Source organism: Parabacteroides sp. AM17-47, from assembly GCF_003434625.1.
Classification (GTDB): domain Bacteria; phylum Bacteroidota; class Bacteroidia; order Bacteroidales; family Tannerellaceae; genus Parabacteroides; species Parabacteroides distasonis.
In genome coordinates this window covers 67,779-89,503 of the sequence record NZ_QTLI01000010.1, presented here as the reverse complement: position 1 = coordinate 89,503, position 21,725 = coordinate 67,779, and the positions used below count along the sequence as shown (strand labels likewise).

The 21,725-nt window shown below is 44.9% G+C and carries 19 protein-coding genes; 8 read left to right on the top strand and 11 right to left on the bottom strand.

Annotation, left to right across the window (positions count from 1 at the left end; all coding sequences use genetic code 11):
• The first annotated feature begins 16 nt into the window (after positions 1-16).
• From DW205_RS09875 to DW205_RS09855, 5 genes are all read left to right on the top strand, one after another.
• On the top strand, positions 17-2,221 hold the full coding sequence (locus DW205_RS09875) for an alpha/beta hydrolase (protein ID WP_005863606.1): 2,205 nt from the start codon (positions 17-19) through the stop codon (positions 2,219-2,221).
• Between the two features lie 87 nt (positions 2,222-2,308).
• Entirely contained in the window at positions 2,309-3,118 is an 810-nt protein-coding gene (locus tag DW205_RS09870; RefSeq protein WP_005863609.1) for a head GIN domain-containing protein, read from the top strand.
• A gap of 20 nt (positions 3,119-3,138) precedes the next feature.
• Positions 3,139-3,963, top strand: a complete 825-nt coding sequence (locus tag DW205_RS09865) for a head GIN domain-containing protein (protein WP_005863610.1) — start codon at positions 3,139-3,141, stop codon at positions 3,961-3,963.
• A gap of 150 nt (positions 3,964-4,113) precedes the next feature.
• The gene (locus DW205_RS09860; RefSeq protein ID WP_005863612.1) at positions 4,114-4,902 is read left to right on the top strand and encodes a head GIN domain-containing protein; all 789 of its coding nucleotides are present in this window, start codon (positions 4,114-4,116) and stop codon (positions 4,900-4,902) included.
• A complete protein-coding gene (locus DW205_RS09855) occupies positions 4,899-5,699 on the top strand; it encodes a head GIN domain-containing protein (protein WP_005863614.1) in 801 nt (266 codons plus the stop codon). Before DW205_RS09860 ends, DW205_RS09855 begins: the two co-directional genes overlap by 4 nt.
• 3 nt (positions 5,700-5,702) lie before the next feature.
• Here DW205_RS09855 and DW205_RS09850 read toward each other — a convergent pair whose 3' ends face one another.
• From DW205_RS09850 to DW205_RS09810, 9 genes are all read right to left on the bottom strand, one after another.
• Entirely contained in the window at positions 5,703-6,719 is a 1,017-nt protein-coding gene (locus tag DW205_RS09850) for an NAD(P)-dependent oxidoreductase (RefSeq protein WP_005863616.1), read from the bottom strand.
• The gene (locus DW205_RS09845) at positions 6,716-6,922 is read right to left on the bottom strand and encodes a hypothetical protein (protein WP_005860253.1); all 207 of its coding nucleotides are present in this window, start codon (positions 6,920-6,922) and stop codon (positions 6,716-6,718) included. The genes DW205_RS09850 and DW205_RS09845 overlap by 4 nt, the downstream gene beginning before the upstream one ends.
• Before the next feature lie 27 nt (positions 6,923-6,949).
• Entirely contained in the window at positions 6,950-7,711 is a 762-nt protein-coding gene (locus DW205_RS09840; protein WP_005863618.1) for a metal ABC transporter ATP-binding protein, read from the bottom strand.
• Positions 7,695-8,579, bottom strand: a complete 885-nt coding sequence (locus tag DW205_RS09835; protein WP_005863620.1) for a metal ABC transporter solute-binding protein, Zn/Mn family — start codon at positions 8,577-8,579, stop codon at positions 7,695-7,697. The genes DW205_RS09840 and DW205_RS09835 overlap by 17 nt, the downstream gene beginning before the upstream one ends.
• A 70-nt stretch (positions 8,580-8,649) precedes the next feature.
• Positions 8,650-9,468, bottom strand: coding sequence for an FkbM family methyltransferase (locus DW205_RS09830; RefSeq protein ID WP_227793785.1), 819 nt, complete (start codon positions 9,466-9,468; stop codon positions 8,650-8,652).
• A gap of 139 nt (positions 9,469-9,607) precedes the next feature.
• A complete protein-coding gene (locus DW205_RS09825; protein WP_005863624.1) occupies positions 9,608-10,897 on the bottom strand; it encodes a S28 family serine protease in 1,290 nt (429 codons plus the stop codon).
• A gap of 6 nt (positions 10,898-10,903) precedes the next feature.
• Positions 10,904-11,821 carry a tRNA epoxyqueuosine(34) reductase QueG gene (gene queG / locus DW205_RS09820; protein WP_005863626.1) on the bottom strand — a complete coding sequence of 306 codons (918 nt, stop codon included), beginning with the start codon at positions 11,819-11,821 and terminating at the stop codon, positions 10,904-10,906.
• On the bottom strand, positions 11,821-12,432 hold the full coding sequence (locus DW205_RS09815) for a polysaccharide deacetylase family protein (protein ID WP_005860262.1): 612 nt from the start codon (positions 12,430-12,432) through the stop codon (positions 11,821-11,823). The genes queG and DW205_RS09815 overlap by 1 nt, the downstream gene beginning before the upstream one ends.
• 6 nt (positions 12,433-12,438) lie before the next feature.
• Entirely contained in the window at positions 12,439-15,696 is a 3,258-nt protein-coding gene (locus DW205_RS09810; protein WP_005863628.1) for a DUF2723 domain-containing protein, read from the bottom strand.
• A 195-nt stretch (positions 15,697-15,891) separates the two neighbouring features.
• On the opposite strand from DW205_RS09810, the gene DW205_RS09805 reads away from it, so the two are divergent.
• From DW205_RS09805 to DW205_RS09795, 3 genes are all read left to right on the top strand, one after another.
• The gene (locus tag DW205_RS09805) at positions 15,892-16,191 is read left to right on the top strand and encodes a GNAT family N-acetyltransferase (protein ID WP_005860267.1); all 300 of its coding nucleotides are present in this window, start codon (positions 15,892-15,894) and stop codon (positions 16,189-16,191) included.
• Between the two features lie 18 nt (positions 16,192-16,209).
• Positions 16,210-16,434 carry a (4Fe-4S)-binding protein gene (locus DW205_RS09800; protein WP_005860269.1) on the top strand — a complete coding sequence of 75 codons (225 nt, stop codon included), beginning with the start codon at positions 16,210-16,212 and terminating at the stop codon, positions 16,432-16,434.
• A gap of 131 nt (positions 16,435-16,565) precedes the next feature.
• Positions 16,566-19,388: a pitrilysin family protein gene (locus DW205_RS09795; protein WP_005863630.1), complete on the top strand. Its 2,823-nt coding sequence runs from the start codon at positions 16,566-16,568 to the stop codon at positions 19,386-19,388.
• A gap of 39 nt (positions 19,389-19,427) precedes the next feature.
• Here DW205_RS09795 and DW205_RS09790 read toward each other — a convergent pair whose 3' ends face one another.
• Together DW205_RS09790 and DW205_RS09785 are read right to left on the bottom strand one after the other, a co-directional pair.
• On the bottom strand, positions 19,428-20,330 hold the full coding sequence (locus DW205_RS09790) for a YitT family protein (protein WP_005863632.1): 903 nt from the start codon (positions 20,328-20,330) through the stop codon (positions 19,428-19,430).
• 696 nt (positions 20,331-21,026) lie between these two features.
• Positions 21,027-21,482 (bottom strand): hypothetical protein, encoded by a 456-nt coding sequence (locus tag DW205_RS09785; protein ID WP_005863633.1) that lies wholly within the window; start codon positions 21,480-21,482, stop codon positions 21,027-21,029.
• Positions 21,483-21,725: the final 243 nt, after the last annotated feature.

Genomic DNA, 21,725 nt, shown 5'->3' with positions numbered 1-21,725 from the left:
AAAAAATCAAATTAGAATGACAAAAAACACAATCTTCTCCTTTTTACAGGCTTGCGAAGCCACCGTGATCAAGACCGCCCAAAAATCATGGAAAGGAGCAACTATAGGAGCATTGGCTACTTTTACCTTATACCTCGTAATTATCAGCCTATCTTATCTGAAAATCGGAATATCGCCTATAGCGGATCTTAGTATCGCATTGATAACCGTGGGCATTCTATCAAGCCTGCTCGCCTTACTAAGCACATGGGGCTTTAAGATCATAAGATTATTCAATCCTTGGTTTGTCGGAATCTGTTTATCTACTTATATATTAGTCGGATTTCTTCCTTATCCGGATACTAGCCGGATGTTTATCGGATTCGAACTGCTTTGTGGTGCTTTAATAGGATACTCTGTTTACATCGGTATCAAGAAGAAAGTATCAATCACATTGATATTGATCGTATTAGGGCTAAACACATGCGTTGTTTACTTCTTGGCTAATGAAGGATTTGATCATACGACCCCGGTCTCGGAAAATTATTGGAACCAAAAAGCCCCTACATTTAACGCTCCTGATCCTACCATCGAAGGAACCTATACAGTAAAAACATTGCTATATGGAAATGGGGATGATAAAAACAGGGATGAATACGCAAACTCATGCGATATAAAAACCTCCTCTGTAGATGCCACTCCCTTTTTCGACCAGACTTCCGGATTCGATAATTGGATAAGAGAAATCTTTTGGGGATTCGACGCCTCCAATTACCCGATCAACGGACGAGTATGGTATCCTGAGGGCCAAGGCCCTTTCCCGCTGGTTATATTCGTACACGGTAACCATCTTATGCAAGAATATTCAGACCCCGGCTACGAATATATCGCTACCTTATTAGCAAGCAAAGGGTACATCGCCGCCTCGATAGACGAGAATTTCCTAAACAGCAATTGGAGTGGGGATTATAGCCATAATGAGATATTCACGAGAGCTTGGCTAATCCTAAAGCATCTGGAATGCTGGAGAGAATGGAACCAACAAGAAGACACCCCCTTTTACCAAACGGTTGATATGGATAATATAGCGCTTGTCGGACATTCCAGAGGAGGGCAAGCCGCTCCTCTAGCGACCGTGATCAACAAGCAAAAAAGATATTACAAGGATGCCAATCAGGATTTCAACTTCAATTTCTCCATCAAAGGAATCGTAGAGATCGCTCCAACCGCATTTTATAGCATGCACAAAGATAAGCCTTTGGAGCTGGAGAATATCGATTATCTACTTTTACAGGGAGGGTATGATCAAGATGTGTTTTCCATGGCAGGAAGCCGAAAATATAACAACCTTCACTTCACGGATACGAATTTCCATTTCAAGTCCGTATTATATATCTATGCGGCCAATCATGGACAATTCAACACCGTATGGGGGCGGAAAGATATGCCCTTCCCTTATTCGGCACTCCTCAATCTGACCCCTTTAATGGACGGTGAGGGTCAACGCAAGATCGCCCAAACCTATATATCCGCATTTCTCGACGCCTCATTAAAAGGCAAGAAAGAAAATCTATCGATCTTAAAAGATTACCGCCTAGCGAAAGCTATCATTCCCAAAGGATATTATTTCAACCAATACGAAGACTCCGGTTTTAAATATATAGCCGATTACGAAGAAGATCTGGATGTAACTACAGCTACATTGAAAGACTGTAGCATTCATGGGCAAAACTTAAAAACGTGGAAAGAAGAAGCCTTAATACTGAAAGACGATGAGAGCACATCCCAATTAACCTCCGCTGTTTATCTGGGATGGGAGAAAAAGGATACGAATTCCCTCCAACAGGCCGAATATACGCTTCAAATAGATTCAGCGGCCTTAGCCTCTTTGGATATCAACACGGTAAAGAATCTGTTCTTCTTTATCGGGAATAACTCGGATACAATCGATGCGGTAGATTTCACGTTTGAATTAACGTTTGGCGAAACAAGCGTAAAAAAAGATTTCTCTTCATTCTATGTGCTTCCTCCGTTATTAAAACCAGAGCTAACGAAATGTAGTACTTTACTCTCGCTGGGAAAAGAGAAGGTTTCTGAGAAAGTACTACAGTATGTAGAGATTCCGTTATCCTCCTTCAATCAAGGAGATAGCCTATCCATCGACCAACTGAAGGAAATCCGTTTTATCTTCAATAAAAAGGATAAAGGGGAAATCATTTTAGATAGAATCGGAATAAATTGATCCTTATTCGAAAAAAGTCCCTTATTTCTGCAACCCTTACAGATACTCGCTCGTCTATTAAGAAAAGAACCTAAAAAATTAAAGACGATGAAGACGAGAGTATCACTTTTTATATTCTGCATACAGATGATCGCGGTTTGCGGATTCGCCGCCGACCGACGTATCGATGGAAATGGAAATCCGGAAACCCGGGAGATAAAGATTAGCGATTACGACGAGATTACGTTCGTCGGCTCCGCTGATTTCGAGTATGAACAGTCGGATAAAGCGCCTTATCTATCCGTAACGATCGATGAGAACTTATTTGATTACCTCGTGACCGAAGTAGAAGGCGGTACGTTAAAGATCTATCCGAAATCTATCAAGAAAGGTTTTAATAATAACTCCTACGACTTGAGGCCGACCGTCTACAAGATAAAATCCAACTCCAAGGAACTAAAAGAGTTGAATACGGTAGGTTCCGGCAGTTTCATTATCAGCAAACCGACGAAAGTAAACCGGATGGAGATCAATATGGCCGGTAGTGGAAACGTTGAGTTGAGAGGCCCCGTAAAAGGTTACAAGCTTGAATGTAACATGGCCGGTAGCGGAAATATCATCGCCAAGGATATACAGCTGGACAACCTATCTTGCAGCCTCGCCAGCAGCGGGGAAATCGAGGTAATAGGAACCGTAGATCGTGCCTCATTCAATGTAGCGGGAAGTGGTGAGATTAAAGCCTTTGACTGCCAAGCACGTAAAGCAGAGTGTAATATCGCCAGCAGCGGCGAGATCAGCGTATATGCCACGCAAATCTTGGATGCTAATATCGTAGGTAGTGGCGAGATCCATTATAAAGGAGATCCGGAGATCAGTAAGTCTATCATGGGTTCTGGCTCGATCAGCAAAGTCAAATAAACATTTAATACATACGAACGATGAAAACAAAATTAGTAGCTGTAATAGCCCTCATCTTTTGTGCCTTCATGGCAGAGGCTAGTAAAGTAGAAGGAAATGGGAATATAATTACGAAAGAGATATCGGTAGATAACTATAGCGAGATCGAACTGGGTGGAAATATCGAATATTCCGGCAATAATTTTTGGGGAAATAGAAGCAACAAGAAATTCCCGGTATTCAAATATACGCATGGACGAAGCGCTTCATTGAAAATTACGATCGACGAGAATCTATTCCCACTCCTCTCGATCAAATCCAATAACGGACGGTTAGCTATCCGCATACAAGACGGGACCCGTATCAAACCGACCCAGTATGTAATCGAAGGAAGCTCGAAGACTCTGAAATACTTAAAGACTTCCGGCCCGATGGATTTTGAGGCGCAGAACGCTTTTTCCGAGGATCAACTGGAAATCAAGATTTCCGGCTCCAGCGACGTAAAGTTCCCACATAACGTGAAATTAAGATTAGGTGAGTTCTCGGTATCCGGCTCCGGCGATCTGGTTTTTGAAGATTTGGACTGCAAGAATCTTACCAGCAAGGTTTCAGGCTCCGGAGACATCACCTTGAAAGGTAAGGCGGACGAGGCCCGCTATTCCGTATCGGGCAGTGGAGATATAAAAGCATACGACTTATCTGTCAATGATTTGAGTTGCTCGGTAAGCGGTAGCGGAGATGCCCGTGTTTATGCCAAAGATAACATGAACCTATCGGTTTCGGGCAGTGGAGACATCCGCTATAAAGGCCCGGCGAACGTGAATAAATCAAAGTCCGGCTCTGGATCCATTCAAGGCGCAAATTGATCGAACACACACATTTTTTTCAATACACACATTATCAAATTTAAAAAAGCTACTAGATGTGATATCCGGTAGCTTTTTCTTGCTATTTTTGTAACCAACTCTTTATTTATAGAGTCTAAATTAAAAAGTAGAATCACAAAAACGATACTTATGAAAACAAAGGCTATCTTATTAATGGTATTTTTCCTAGGATGGGTCACTACCGGTTGGGCCGCAGATCATGTAAAAGGCGATGGTAAATTGACCTCGAAAAAGATTTCTGTCGCCGATTATAACGAGATTAAGGTGGATGGCGTAATTGATTTCAATTACGAGCAATCCGATGATCCTTCCACCGTGGAGGTTACCGTAGACCAGAATCTTCATCCCTATGTCAATATCGAGGTGAAGGATCGTGTCTTAACCATCGCTTTCAAAGGAGCGAAGGTAGATCATTTCACGAAGTTTATCGTAAAGACGAATTCTAAATGGCTTGCCGCCGCAAAAGTTTCCGGGAATGCCAACTTCATGGTAAACAGTCCGCTTACCGGAGACGAGACCGTTATTAAGGCGAACGCCAATAGCTTGGTGCAACTGAAAGAGACAGTTACGGTCGGTAAACTGGATTTGAATGTATCCGGTAGCGCAAATATGGTTGTCAATCATCTGGAAGCCGACAAGATCGAATGTGATATCGATGGCTCCGGCTCTATAACGATCAAGAAAGGTAACGCGAAAGAAGGAGACTACAGTATCGTCAGCAGTGGTGATATACACGCTTTTGGGTTAGCGGTTCCTCAGCTAAGTTGCAAAGTAACAGGCAATGGCTTAGCGGAAGTACATGCTACCGATAATTTAAAGGCCAACGTAATCGGTAAAGGAAATATCCGTTATAAAGGCCCGACAGCAGTTCAACAGAGAATAATCGGTAAAGGTACCGTAGAAGAAGTAAAAGAATGAAAACAAGAATTATATACCTATGTCTGCTGGTGATCCTCTCTACGACAGGCTGTATCCCTACGCAAACCATAAAAGGAGACGGCAATATCACCACGGAAAACATCCCGGTTTCCGAGTATGATTGTCTTGAGTTAGAGGGAGGAGGCATGGTCGTGAATTACACGCAATCCGACGCTCCTGAAGGTTTGGAAATAAAGACAGACCGGAATATCTTCGAGAAATATGAGTTTAATGTAGAGAACCATAAGCTTAAGATCCGTCCGAAAAAAGAATTCAGGAAACATACGAATTTCCGTCCGACCGAATTCATGGTTACGGCCAACTCCCGCAATCTAAAGAAACTAGCGGCGGCAGGCAGTACCCATGTAAATATAAATTCCCCTCTACAAGCCGAGGAGTTCGAGGCAGGATTAGCCGGTAGCGGAATTATCCAATTCCACGATACGGCCTCTTTTACAAACCTGAAGATAGAGATTGCCGGTAGCGGAGATTTCGTTGGCCATAAAGTGTATTGTGAGGAATTAAACGGGGATATGGCCGGGTCTAACACGATCGTTCTAGGGGGAACCGTAGGCATAGCTGAATTCTCGATCGCCGGTAGCGGTACAGTACGTGCTTTCGATTGTACCATGGATGAGCTTGAGTGCAAGATTGCCGGTAGTGGAGACATAGAAGCCTCTGTCGTAAACAAAATCAAGGCAGAGATAGCCGGTAGCGGTTCCGTAAAATACAAAGGAGATCCCCAAGATATCCAAAAAAAGGTAATGGGCTCCGGTAAGATCGAGAAGGTGGAGTGATTCTTACAACCACCCCTCCTTTTTATACCATTCGATACTTTCTTCCAAGCCTTTACGTAAAGGATAGGCCGGGATAAAACCTAAATCATCTTGAAGAGGCGTGACATCGCAAATCCAGTTACGCTGCTTCAAGATGATGTATTTATCACTATTTAGCGTCATACTTTTCTTCAACAACTTACCGATCCATTCTGAACAGTGGCAAGCGATACGCACCAATCCCAGCGGTATACGGGCATGCAATACCCGCTTCTTTCCTAAGATATCTTGTATCATACGGGCAAAAGACTCATCCGTGTAGACATCTCCGTCGGCTACAAAATAATGCCGGTTCTTTATCTCCTCTTTCTCAAGGGAAAGGAAGGCCACGGTCGCTAAATCTTTTACATAGATAAACGTGATTCGCTGGGGAATAGCGCCTACGGCGAAATCGAGTCCCGACTTTACGCTTTGTATTTCCATGAAATAATCCTTCTCACCCGGCCCGTATACTCCTGTAGGCCGCAAGATCACGTAAGGAAAATAGGTTTGTTTACGGATGTAGTTCTCCGCCTCTAGCTTACTTTGGCCATAAGCCGTGTCCGGCCGCTGCGGATCGTCCAAGCGTATCGGGCGGAAAGTCTTCTCGTCGCCTCGCCCATAGCTGCTTAGGCTGCTCATCAAGAGGAATTTCTTCGGTTTGCAGCCGGCGGCGGCTAAAGCCTCGATAAATCGATGCGTATTCTCGGCGTTCACACGGAAAAAGTTTCGCTTATCCAATGTCTTCGTCAACCCGGCGTTATGGATCACATAATCCCATGCCCCATGCTCACGGGCAAAGTCTGAGAGTTGAGCCGTAAGCGCTTCCTGATCGCCATATTTCAAGTCGATGAAATGAATCCGCTTATCTTGCAGATGCGCTTTACTGCTACCCGCACGGATACCCGCCCACGTCTCATAGCCACGGCGAAGCGCTTCCTCTACCAAGAAACCGCCGATAAAACCACTCGCTCCGGTTATCAATATCTTTCTGTCCTTCATTTTTCTTTCATATAAAATGTATAATAATACCACAACAACCCGATCCAATTCAAGAACAGGATCGTCAGCATCCAAAGAATCTTTTGTTTCTTACTGATGAAAGGGTTTTGCGATACGGCCTTACATCCAAACAGGATTACGGCAATACCTACGATATAACCGATCTCCGGCAAGCTTATCCAGCAAATGATTTGTGGTATCATAAAAATAGAGTTATTCGTGAAAAAGAATTATTCGTGTTGGTGTTTCTTCAAGACTCGGTGCGGCAAGTCACCATGCCCCACCAACTCGATCGGACAAGCGTATTTCTCGCCCAACCATTCCTCGGAGACATTCGCTCCCGGGTGATAATGCAAAGTCTCGTTTACGCAAGCGATATTTTTCACCATCGTCAAAACCGTACCGATATCATGGGAAACCAAGATGATAGCGCTCTCTTTATTGATCTCTTCCAAGAGCTGATAAAAACGAGACTCGAATCGTTTATCCACATACGAATTAGGCTCATCCAAGATCAACACCTGCGGACGGGAGACAATAGAACGCCCCAATAAGACCCGCTGCAACTGGCCACCGGAAAGCTCACCGATGGCCCTGCCCGCCAACTCCTCCAATCCCATCTGTACGATCACCTCGTCTACACGCTCTCTCTGGGATCTACTGAATGGACGGAACAAGGGTTTCTCCGCGGATAAACCGGAAGAGATCACTTCCCGTACGGAGATCGGAAACTTCTTATCGATCTGGCTCATTTGGGGTAGATAACCGATCTTCAAGGAAGGAACCTCTACATTTTCATCGTAAAAACGAATCGTTCCGGAAATAGGAGGCAATAAACCTAGTATCACCTTTAAAAGCGTCGTTTTCCCGCCGCCATTCGGTCCGATAATTCCCAAGAAATCATTTTTCCACACATCCAGCGTTACGTTACGTAAGGCGATCTTATTACCGTATCCGGCGGTAACCTCTCTCAACTCAATCAGCTTGTCCATCGGCTAACGATTTTGCGATATGAATCATTTCCTTACTCCAATCGTAATCCAGCGGATTGATCGGGATCAGACGGCAACCTGTTTCTTTAGCGATCAACTCGGCGTTCTTCTGGTCAAACTCCCGTTGGATAAACACGACTTTCGCATTATGTTCCCGTGCGGTCTCGACCAGTTCCTTTAATTGTGCGGGAGACGGTTCTTTTCCGTCCATCTCGATGCAAAGCTGGGTCAAGCCATATTCGTTGGCCAAATAGGTCAGGGCCGGATGGTAAATAATAAATGTCTTATTGTCAAGAGAATGTAACAAACTGGAAACGGTCTTTTCCGTTTCTCCGATTTCTTTCGTCAGTTGTTCATAATTCGCTTGGTAATATTCCTTATTCTCCGGGTCCAAAGACACAAAGGCATCCAAAGTGTTCTTGGCGATCACCTTCGCTCCAGAGATAGAGCTCCACGTATGCGGATCGACGCCTCCGGGATGATGATGGTGGTGGTGATCATGTTCCTCTTCTTCCTCGGGGCTTTTAAGTAAATCAATTCCTTCGGACAGGTCAAAAACCTTGAGTCCCGGATTATTATTCCGGATATTATCCATCCAAGCCTGTTCGAACCCGATCGATCCGATCCTTAAATAACCTTGGCTTTTACCCACCTGCACCATTTGCTGGGGCGTAGGATCATACGTCTCCGGACTTTGCCCCGCCGGAACCACACAATTAATCTTAAATTTATCTCCGGCTATCTTCTCCGCAAAATACCGTTGCGGCTCAATCGTCACGCTGACGATCCTCTCATCTGTCCGCTTATCGCCGCAGGCCATAAGTATCAAGACGAAAAGAGCCGATATCAATACCTTAAATTCTTTCATACCACATATATATTTTCGCAAAGGTAACGAATATCGGGTAATAAGGCAGCAAGGAGACGATTCAAAGTTATCAGGAACTAGCTTGACAACTTCCCCGAACAAGGCATTTGCGTAAACTATGTTTTACGAACATATAGCCATCGGTAAATGAATAGGAACAGTTAAACCGGTCCAGAAAAGCCGGGATTTGGACGACATCAGTTTCTTTATGATACGTACAGATCGCGAAATCCAAGTGATCCGCTTTCGCGAATAATTCCATACAGCCCTGTAAAGCCATACATTCCGCACCTTCTATATCCATTTTTAAGAAGATATCTTTTCGAGACTTGTCTTTCAAGAAATTATCCAAAGCAGCATTAACGTCATCGTCATGATCGCTGATATATTTCTTTACGATCATCGTTTTCTCTTTCCACGGCTCAAAAGTAGCCTGAAGCGCCTCGATCCATTTATCCTCATATTCAAAAAGATAAACAAAACGAGTAACCTCGATGGTATCCAGAGCGGTAAATCCCTCAGCGGAACCAATATCCAAGAGTGTCTTTCCCCTAAACTCCTCCACGGAATCCGCATAATGATGGGGATGCCTCACGTCTTGCTCGATCAACAAAGCCCGATAGCATTTCTCGATCTTAGATGTGCTATACTCTCTCGGAAAATATAATCGTTTACTTCCCCGGTGCATCACATAAGGCAATTCTTTCTCCTTATCCCACAGAACGGCAATCGACATCTCCAGATATTCCGCAGCGAAATCATAAGGATAACGTGTATATCCTCTTTTTCGAAAATAATCATAATACGCTAATTTAGGAGAAGAGGGCTCAAACACCTTGGTATAGTAAAAAGGTAACGTCCCATATAATATGCTTTTCAACTTCATCATCGAACCGGTAAACATTTCATCTAGTTTTTAATAGGGCGTAATATACGAGAAATATCTTAATATACATAACAAATCCCCGTATTACAACCGATAAGTAATAATACGGGGATTTATAGGGAAAAAATAGGCTACTCTATTTTTACTCGGCCAGCCATTTATTCATCTGTGTAAGGATCCGCTCCTTCATATCCTCCGGCATATTGCCGATACGGGCACGATGGCTACCTCGGGGCTGGATATAGATTTGCTCGTTCTTCTTGCCTTTGAAAGCGGGAACCATGGCTGCGCTCCACGGGTCGATCTCGCCATAGATGAAGATCATTTTCGGATCGTTGTCTTTCAAGAAGTTATAGATCTTATGGTACAGAGCCGGACGGAAGTCTACTTTATCGACCAGCTCCCCGGGAAGCATGATACGGTTCAAGTATCCGTGGGCACTATCGATCGTAAGGTATTTCTTGAAAGGTTTTACGTCATAGCCATAATAACCGAGCTCACGGGCGGCTTGTACGAAGAAAGAGATATTCGGCTGGTTCTCGGCGAAGTAATCAGGACCGCTGATTTCCATCAAATGATCGAAGAGCGCCTGATCGTCGGCAGACTTGGAAGGGATCGTACTTACCGAAGTTCCCCACTGCCAAAGAGCGAATGAATATTCCAGTACGCAATAATCCAATACCTCGGGCATCGGGATACGGAATGTCAAGTTCTTATTCTTACAATAGCTCTCCAATAAAGGGAGCATATCGGACTTACGTTTCAAGACTTCCAATTGAAAATCCTGTATCCTCTTGCGTTCCGCTTTCGTACCTACCTTACGTAAGAAAGGTTCGTGGCGGCCATCCTCTACGCCTTTACATAACGGACCGACATAAGGAACGGAGAAATCCACGTCGTCCGGGAAAAAGGCACGGTAAAGCATTGTAGTCTGCCCCCCCTTACTGATACCGGTACTGATCCATTTTTCCGGATAGATCTGCTTGAATGTATTGCGGACGTTATGTAAATCGTACGCAGAGTTCTCGGCGGTCAGATAATCCCAGTTTTTAGGTTCCGGCGTCGACTCCAAGAAATAACGGTACTCCACGAATACTAAGTTCGCGTTCAATAGTTTAGATAGTTCTTCTTGATATTTCGGATTGAGCGCATAAGCCGCTCCATATCCTTCGGTCACGATAATGGTAGGACGATCATAACCTACATGGCCTACGATAACCCGTTGCGTAAATGTTCCGGCGGCGGGGTCTTTCGGATCGACCTGCTGTGTAATACGTACTACATATTTCTCCGGATAATGATCGGATTGAAGTTTTTCAATACCACTAATTCCTTTTAGGGCGGCAAGCTTCTCTTGTAAATCTCCGGGAGCGGCCATTACCGTCATCACCGACAGGAAGAAAAGAAGCAAGAAGTTAAATGTTCTTCTCATGGTAATTTAGTCTTTTAGATATTGTATTGTTCGTAATAATCCCTCATATTTGGCGCGTTTCACCGCCGAATGCGCAAAGATACGATTATAATCCTCACGGCTCAATGCCTTGAAGTCGTCTTTTTTAAGAGAGAGCAAAGAAGGGGTGGGATGAAAGGCTGCTACTGCCGTAGGCATAGCGAAGCGGTTCCAAGGACAAACGGCTTGGCAGGTGTCGCATCCATAGACGCGGTTACCTAAAAGGACGGCTTGCTCAACAGGGATTTCTCCACGATGCTCGATCGTAAGATAAGAGATACATTTACGGGCATTCAAACGTTTCGGCCCTTCCAAGGCTCCGGTAGGACAAGCGTTCAAACAGCGGATGCAGGAACCGCAGTGATTCTTTTTGGGGGAATCATAGGTATCGACTACCAAAGTTGTCACGATCTCCCCAAGGAAAAAGAAAGAGCCTTTGCCCGGGATGATTAGATTCGTATTCTTTCCGATCCATCCTAAACCGGCTTTCCAAGCCCAATAACGTTCTAACAGAGGGGCGGAGTCCGTGAATACACGGGCCTCATTGTTGGAGGGATGATGCTCGGTTATCGCTTTCCATAATTGGCGAAGTTTATCCTTTACGACCCCGTGATAATCTTCTCCATACGCATAATACGAGATATAAGGTTCCGCCGGATTCCGGAGAACTTTCGGATAATAATTCAAGGCTACTGAGATAACTGATTTGGCACCTTCCACCAAGCCATCCGGATTGAGACGAATTTCCCGATGATTCTCCATGTATTTCATTCCAGCATGGTAGCCTTCCGCGATCCATTGGTCAAAATAAGCCTCCTCGCTCCCGGCCTTCGCTACTTCAGCGATACCGCAAGCGGAAAAGCCTAATTCCATAGCTTTATCTTTTATAAACTGGGAGATACCCATTATTCAAAAACTTTAAACTCGTAGCCTTCCTTTAAGAGCCATTCGACAGCCCGGGGCATTGCCTCACGCATATTGCGCTCGGCTTTCAAGGAATCGTGGAAGACGATAACGGAACCATTACGGGTATAGTTCTTTACCACGTTAAAGACACCATTCGGAGTCATATGCGGGCTATAATCGCGGGTGACCACATCCCACATCACGATATGATAATGGCGGCGAAGCCATACTACCTGCGGAAAACGCATATGCCCATGAGGAGGCCGAAATAAATTGCTGGGAATATATTCGGCTGCCTTCTCCACATTCGCCAAATAATTCTTCGTCCAGAACTTGATACCTTGGATATGGTTGAACGTATGGTTACCGACACGGTGCCCACGATCTATCACCATCTGGAAGACCTCGGGATGCTTACGTACATTATCCCCTACCATAAAAAAGGTAGCCTTGATCCCATACGTATCCAATATATCTAAAACCCAAGGGGTAACCTCGGGAATCGGGCCGTCGTCGAAGGTGAGATACACACACTTCTTCTCTGCCGGTATTCGCCAAGTTACCCCCGGGAACAGTGCCCTGTAAAACCAAGGCGGTTGTTCTATAAACATACTTTGTTAGTCTTTTGCCACTGATCCGTACGCCATACGGTAATTATCAAATTCCTCTTGATAAGGCTTAGCGAACTCCGGATTGTATTGTTTGCTTACACGCAATACCTCTTGGAGAACCGCCAAGTTATGACCTAAATCACTCTCGACAGATGATAATTGCCCCGGACGCAAACGGAAATACCAGTTTATACTGCGCAACGCATTGTCCGCTATACCTTTATAAACCATCTCCGCCTTCTCCTTCTGGCCCAACTCGTAATACAGCTCACCTAAAGAAAGAGCGCTATAATCCAACGGAACATTCTCGGGAGGCAATACTTCCATCGCCTTATCCAATACGTCCAGTGCTTTCTCATTCTTGCCCTCAGCGACCAAAGCGGCAGCCAACTTACTGAACAACGCGATACGATAGCTCTTGCACATCCGCATCACAGTCTCATCCAAGTACACACCCGGCGTATTGACACCACCCCATTTGAACTTATTCATCACGTTGTCATACATCTTCTCCGTATTGATCGAACGAACAGTTCCCTGTGTCTCCATCGGAACAATCTGATAAGCCATACCGGTCTGCTGGAAGTACGGATCCAATTTCACGAATTGATCCGGGCTTACGGTAATCGCGTAATAGATCGGACGGTTCCAATCATTCGTCTGCAACATATCCAAGATAATCAACTCTTGCTTACCCAAGACATCCTTGCCTTTCAAGTCAATCTTCATCTCTTTCTGCAAATACGGCAAGTTAGCGGTATCGATCACGCCGGCAGCCATAACTGCGGCGGAATCTACCCCCATCGTCAATGTCTGAGCAGGGATATAATCTAATTCTTGATTGATACCCGGGATCTTCTTAAACTTCGGATCGTTACTACGAACAAAATCAAGAGCGGTCTTCAGATCAATCGATTTATCCGTCATCGGGAATACATAAGCGGCATCACGAGTACCTTGCACATAATCCTCCGGTTGCCAAGAGATTGGAAGCGGATCGGATTCGTATGCTTGCTTCTTCATTTGGTTGATATACCAGTCGGTTTGCAAATAGCTCGTATTACATACACGTACATCCGTACGGATACCTTCCACCTCCTGCGCGTACCACAACGGGAACGTGTCATTATCACCATTCGTAAATATGACAGCGTTCGGCTCGCAAGATTCCAAATAGTTCGCACCAAAATCACGGCAAACATAACGGTTCGAGCGATCATGGTCGTCCCAGTTCTGCGCACCCATCTGGATAGGAACCAACAAGCAGAGTACCGTAGCGACAGAACCCGCTATCACCGGAGATAACTTGCCATACTTCTGCAATCCTTTCGCCAAGGCCGCCACACCGAAACCGATCCATATACAGAACGCATAGAATGATCCGGCATACGCATAGTCTCGCTCACGAGGTTGATACGGCGTCTGGTTCAAGTAAAGCACGATCGCGATACCCGTCATAAAAAACAAGAAGAACGTGATCCAGAATCCCTGAATGCCCTTCTTTCCGGCATAAGCTTGGAATAGAAGCCCCAAGATACCCAACAGAAGCGGTAACATATAATATACGTTATGCCCCTTATTGTTGACGATATCGAACGGCATATCCTCTTGCGGACCCACTAAAGCCTCATCAATAAACGGAATACCGGTTATCCAGTTACCATTCGACACCTCACCATGACCTTGTATATCGTTCTGCCGTCCGGAGAAGTTCCACATGAAATAACGCCAATACATGAAATTCAGCTGATAAGCGAAGAAATAACGTAAATTCTCGGCAAACGTAGGTTTCATCACAGTCACCATCTCACCGCAACGGTTGAACTTCACCGGTGTACCTTTCACTTGTGCCCACTCCTTATAAGCAGCCACATGACGTCCGTCGCTACTATACATACGGGGGAAAAGCATACTCAACTCATCCACGTATTCGTATTCCGTATCGTAACGAGAGATATAATAATGATCCTTCTCGTTTTTATCTTTCTTAATGACACGGCTCCAAGTCGGCTCACCCTCTTTCGATACAGGTACGCAAGTGCCGCCTTGGTTCTCACGCTTCACCTCGGATACATAGGTCTGACCGTAGATCAACGGAGTCTTACCGTATTGCTCGCGAGCCAAATAAGTACGCAAGGTAAAGATATCTTGCGGAGCGTTTTGGTTCATAGGCGTATCGGCTGTCGCACGGATCAATGTCAAGGCATAGGATGAATAACCCACTACGATTACCATCAAGCAGACCAAGATCGTATTCAGCATCTTGATATTTACCTTCTTGCTCATGAACAAATAAGCCGTCAAGGCCGCCGTGAGGATCACGGCGATCACGTAACCGCTACCGATAAACGGAATACCCAACAATACGATCGAGAGGATAAAGGATATCTTCATCCGCACCGGATGGATCTCGTCTTGCATCGTCTCCCAGATCGCCCAGATCAAGGAAGCCGCCAAGATAATCACGAACGCATATACACCCGAGTTATACGGCATACCGAACGTATTGACAAACAACAGCTCGAAATAACCGCAAACCTCAACCAAGCCTTGTACGACACCATACATCATCAAGCCCACGATAGCGAACGACACCAATAAAGCGATCAGCGTACCCTTCATCGTAGGATTCGGGAATTTCTTATAATAATATACCAGCACGATAGCCGGGATACACAATAAATTCAGCAAATGGACACCGATACTCAGACCCATCAAATAAGCGATCAGCACGATCCAACGATCGGCATGCGGACGATCGGCGGCTTCTTCCCATTTCAGGATCAACCAGAATACCAAGGCGGTAAACAAGGAAGAATAAGCATATACCTCGCCCTCCACGGCGCTAAACCAGAATGTATCGCTAAACGTATAAGCCAAAGAACCTACCAAACCGCAACCCATGATCGTAATCATCTGTCCCAGACACATCATCTTATCGTCTTCCACGATAATCTTACGAGCTAAATGGGTAATACTCCAGAAAAGGAATAAGATCGTCAGGCCGCTAAAAAGGGCGGACATCGTATTGACCATTACCGCCACCTTGGAAGGGTCCGAGGCGAACTGCGTAAATAAATTGGCTGTTAACATGAAGAAAGGAGCTCCGGGCGGATGGCCTACTTCCAATTTGTATGCCGAAGAGATAAACTCACCACAATCCCAGAAACTGGCGGTGGGTTCCATTGTCATCAGATAAACGGTAGAAGCGATCAAAAAAACGACCCACCCCAACACGTTGTTGATTAGTTTGTACTTTCCCATACTTTGTATAAGTGTGATAATTAATTGTTTCTACTTGCATACCCACACGGGCAGTCGGCCGCAAAGGTAATCATTTACGTTTAATACCTAACGTTCCATTCCCCTATAAATTATATAGAATAGATTAGAATTATATTAAACAAACCTTATCACTCAAGTGTTAATAGAATAGTTGAGTATTAAAATTATAGGGAGATGAAAGAAAATTATGAACTAATTGATAATGAAGAACGCCACCAATATGAATTTCATATAGAGCGATACGTTCCCAGAATAGAGTATATAAAAAATAAGGATGGGGTAATTTATCTCACCCACACTGAGGTTCCCATGGAGCTTGGAGGTAAAGGAATTGGTAGCCAATTGGTGGAGAAAGTGCTCTTGGATATCGAGAAGAAAGACTTACGTCTCGTTCCGTTATGTCCGTTCGTAGCTGGATATATCCAGAAGCATCCGGATTGGAAACGCATCGTAATGAGTGGTATACATGTTTAATATTTATAACAAAATTATATGGGCAAGAAGATCGAATATACGAATGGTGAACTCACCATTATCTGGCAACCGGAGTTATGTCAACATGCCGGTATCTGTGTAAAGACTCTTCCCGGTGTCTATAAGCCGAAGGAGAGGCCCTGGATACAGATAGAGAATGCGACAACCGCAGAATTAATTGCCCAAATCAATCAATGTCCGTCTGGCGCGTTGACATACCGAATGAATAAAGAGGTGAAATGAGGCCCCCCCGCCTGTCTCATCTTGATAGAAAGGAGTATTCCGTATCGGATACTCCTTTTTTCGCCATAAGGACCTCTTTCTATGATTTTTTGCTAGTTTTGTGATCTAGATTCACTATCAATGAAACAAATATGATAAAAAGACATTCTATCTTAACGGCAATCCTGCTTTGTTTCGTCGCTTTCACACAAGTGATGGCACAAGAGATGCAGGAACCCGAACCGCTTCCGATCGACCCAAAGGTTCGATACGGGAAATTGAGTAACGGATTGACCTACTATATCCGTCACAACGATCAGCCCAAAGACCGGGCAGACTTTTACATCGCCCAAAACGTAGGCTCCATCTTAGAGGAAGACAATCAACGAGGTTTGGCTCACTTCTTGGAACATATGGCTTTCGACGGCAGTAGGAACTTCCCGAATAACGGGATGGACGAATATATCGAGAGTGTAGGTATGCGCAGCGGGGAAAACTTCAACGCCTATACTTCCTTTGATGAGACCGTCTACATGATTACCAACGCCCCTGTCAACAAAAGCGGCGTGGTTGATTCTTGCTTATTGATCCTTCACGATTGGTCCGGGTTCCTAGCCTTGACCGACTCGGCTATCCAGAAAGAACGTGGGGTCATCCGTGAGGAATGGCGTACCCGACAGGATGCCCAGACTCGTCTATGGGAGCAGCAACTACCCAAGATGTACCCGGGAAGCCGTTACGCGAACCGGATGCCGATCGGTTCGATCGACGTGATCGAGAACTTCAAGCCGGACGAGTTGAGGGCTTACTACAAAAAATGGTATCGTCCGGACTTGCAAGCGATTATCATCGTGGGAGACGTAAATGTAGATCAAGTGGAGGCAACGATCAAAAAGATGTTCGCCGATGTCCCTGCCCCGGTCAACCCGGCAAAACGGGAACAAGTATCGGTTCCCGACAATGATCTACCTCTGATCTCGATCGCCAAAGACAAGGAGGCATCCAATACGATCCTTTATATCTTCTATAAACACGATAAATTGCCCAACGACTTGAATCGTACGATTGCCGGATTGGTAAAGGACTATATCCAGCAAATATGCGCGTCGATCATGGACGAGCGTTTCGATGACATCTTGCATCAAGCGAATCCTCCGTTTATCTATGCGGAAGCCTACGACGATGATAATTTCATGATCGCGAAGAGCAAAGGAGCATGGACCGTAGCCGCTCTTGCCAAGGAAGGCGAGATCGATTCCACACTGACCACGCTTGTCAAAGAGACCCAACGGGTAAAACAATATGGCTTTACGCCATCCGAGTATGAACGGGCACGCATCAACGTGTTGAAACAATACGAGTCCGCTTACAACGAGCGGAATAACCAAAAGAACGACGCTTATGTCCGTGAATACGTGAACCATTTCACCAACGGCGGTTATATCCCGGGCATTGAGATGGAATACACGCTATTGAACCAGATCGCCCAGAATATCCCGGTAGAGCAAGTCAACCAATATATCCAAGATATGATCGGAGAGGATAATATCGTGATCGGGTTAACCGGACCGGATAAAGAAGGTATAAAATACCCGTCCGAGGAGAACCTGCTCCGTACGTTCCTCAAAGCACGACAGATGCCGGTAGAGCCTTATAAGGAAACTGTCTCCAACGAGCCTTTAGTCCCGACCTTGCCGACCCCGGGCCGGATCACGGAGACAAAGACCGGCCAGCGCTTCGGAGCGACAGTATTTACCTTAAGCAATGGTATCAAGGTGGTATTGAAGCCTACCGAATTCAAGAAGGACGAGATCATCATGACTGCTACCAGCCCGGGAGGAAGCACTTTATTCGGCACGAAGGATATTGATAACTTAAAAGTTTTCAATGACGTGATCGAGATAGGTGGATTGGGCAATTTCTCCGCCACGGATCTAAGTAAGCGTCTGGCCGGAAAGAAGGTATCTTGCGCCCTATCGCTCAGTCAAGATAGTGAGAACGTGAACGGAATGGCCGCTCCTTCCGATTTGCGAACCTTATTCGAGTTAATTTACCTTAGCTTCACGGCTCCCCGCATGGACGAGGAGGCCTACGCATCTTTCGAGACACGGACAAAAGCGCAATTGCAGAATATGGAGTTAAATCCGATGGTCGCTTTCAGCGACTCTTTGTCTAAAGCGGTTTACGGAGATAATCCTCGTGCGTCACGTCTTCGTCCACAAGATTTCGAACATATCAGTTATCCTCGTATCATGGAGATGCGCAAGGAACGCTTCTCGGATGCTTCCGGTTTCGTATTCACGTTTGTAGGTAATATCCAGATTGATAGTATCCGTCCGTATATAGAGCAGTATTTAGCGACATTGCCATCTCAAGGAAAAATTGAGAAGGGAAATCCGGCGGAGGTTCCATCGATGCGTAAGGGAGACTATATGAATCGATTCAACCGCTCCATGGAAATCCCGAAAGTAACGGTAGCCAACCTCTATACCGGGCAGATGGAGTACAATCTGGAGAATATCATCACCGCTACCGCATTGAAACAAGTTATGGACTTGGTATATTACGAGAAGGTACGCGAGAAAGAAGGAGGAACGTATGGCGTCGGTGTATCCGCTAGAATCTCACCTTTCCCGGAAGGAAGAACGACATTACAGATATTCTTCGATACGGACCCGGCTAAGTGGGAGCAGATGAACACAATTGTCCGCAATGAGTTGAAACGGCTTTCCGAGGTAGGCCCTCGTCAAGAAGATTTCAAGAAAACACAGGATAACCTGCTGAAACGTCATGCGGAAGTCTTGCAGGAGAACAGCTATTGGTTGAACGTATTGGATGATTATTATTATAAAGGATTTGATACCGATACGGATTATGAGTCGATTGTTAAGGCGCTGACTCCCGAGAAGATAAAGGCATTCGCCCAAAAGCTTTTGGGACAGGGTAACCGGGTAGAAGTTATCATGCAACCCTAGTTACTATTTTGAGAGGATGAGACGGGGCGTGCCCCGTCTCTACTTTGATTTCTTTAGTTTAAAATGATCGAATCCTTCCCCATAAACCCCGATTACGGCGCTTTGGGATACAAAGGCGGTCGGATCAATATCATTAATGATACGGAAAATCGTAGTGGATTGCCGTTTTTTAGCGAGCACGAACATCATCTTCTGTTCTTGCCCCGTATATAACCCGGTAGCATCGATCACCGTAACCCCTCGATGCAACGCATTAATCTCCTTACCAATCTCTTGATACTTCTTCGAGATGATAAAGAATTGCACGGACTGGCGGGCACTGTTCACGATCTGATCCAGCACGAAACTACAAACATATAACGTTACGAAACCATATACCACTTTCTCCCAATCCTTTAGCACGAAATAACTGGAGGTGATAATAATCATATCGCAGATCATCATGACCCGTCCCAGCGTTATATCCCGGTATTTATTGATGATAGCGGCAATAATATCCGTTCCACCCGTACTACCGTTCGAGGAGAAAGCGATACCGATACCACTTCCGCAGAAAGAGGCTCCCAGCACACATGCCATAAACGGTTGGTCTTGTAATAAATGCATATCGGCCGTCAACTTCTGGATCAGCGACAGGAAGAAAGTAAGCGTAAACACGGCGAAGATCGTCTTGATACTGAACTTAAAACCTAATATTTTCAAGGCAAGCATCAGCAAGACGGCATTAATGAGGAAGTAAGTGTACTGAACAGGAAATCCCGTAGCCCAGAAAACAATGGAAGCGATACCCGGCACTCCACCTGTCGTAATGTCATTCGGCAAAAGGAAAACGGTCCATCCGATACCGTAAAGGATCATCCCAAGAGCGATCATTAAATAGTCCCGTGTCTCCCGAAGCAGGACTTGTCTGGATAAGGAAGAAATTGATAAAGTAGATTTCATCTCATTTATTTATTTTTAGCGGGCGCAAAGGTAATGAAAGTTATTGATAGGAAATGCTTCACCTTATATTTAGCCGGAAATATAATGGTTCACTTTCCCCTATTTACAGAGACGTAAGCAAAAGCCAAGGAATGTTAACTATTTATCAGTAATAACCCCTTTTATATAACATCACCTTTATTTAGAAAAGCTCTATAAACGAGAACATGAAGGAGAAAGCAGGCATTTATACGCCTTTTCCACACAAAAAGACCCGTTTTTCGATAAGAATACCCTCGTTAGATTACACATATAGTCCCGTTCACCCACGCCTGTACAGGCGTAAACCCACACATATAGTCACGATAGGCTACACATATGGTCATAATGGGCGATATGACTACCTTATAATGGGCATTGTTGCCCCCTAACGACTGGACCATAAGGCATAAGATATGAGATAGGATGAATTTATTTCGCTAGAATAAAAGGCCGTTTTTCAACAAGTCACTAGCGGATAGACGATTGCTGTTTTTTTCTTTCGTTTTTAGGAGCGAGACGTACTTTGGCCCGAAATAATCGATTCTCAAGGACTTCAGTTTACAAATTGTCACATTGATATTCTAACCAGAACACGCATAAGCCCTTTCATCCAATTGTAGAGACGGGGCGTGCCCCGTCTCTACAACCAAGTATGTATGAGCTGCAAATATAGACTTACAATCTCACATTCTCCATTTCCTCACACTTCTCTTCCCGCAAGCGTTGAATATCCTTAAGCTGGCGGTCGAAAAACATGAGCAAGTCATTGATGAGCCGTCCGTTCTGGGATAAAAGCAAAACCCCATCCATCAATTGCGTTGACAGGTAGCGAACTTTCATATTACTTACATGTTGATCGGGACGCTGCAGATAAACGGCCATACATCTGTACAAAATTGGTGCTATTTGTATCCACGGCAGTTTTAGGCCTACCAACAGATTTTTCACGCTTTGTAACTGATGGTTCAGATAATCGAAATCATCCTCATCTTTCTCAAAACGGCACGCTTCTTTCAAGCGTCGTGCCTCTTCCTTAAAAAATATATCACTCAACATTTCCATGTTCGAAACCGGAGCGTCTTGCTCTGAACCGACAGGTTCAGTTACGGGATAAATGTTTTCCACTTCCATAATATATTAGCATTAAGCAGGCGGAAAAAAGAACGGTCCCGCCTGACCCGTTGCTAAACACTTTACCAGAAAGCTGGAGGCACATTAATGCACTCCACGGGGGTACGGAACCGTCATATCGGATCGGTTACAGGCAAAAAAATGCCTGCAACCGAATAGAAGCAGGTATTCTACTCTGCTTTCTGGTTTTAAAATGTTTAGCATTGCAAATATACTTCTTTTTCCGGATATCCAACCTATAGA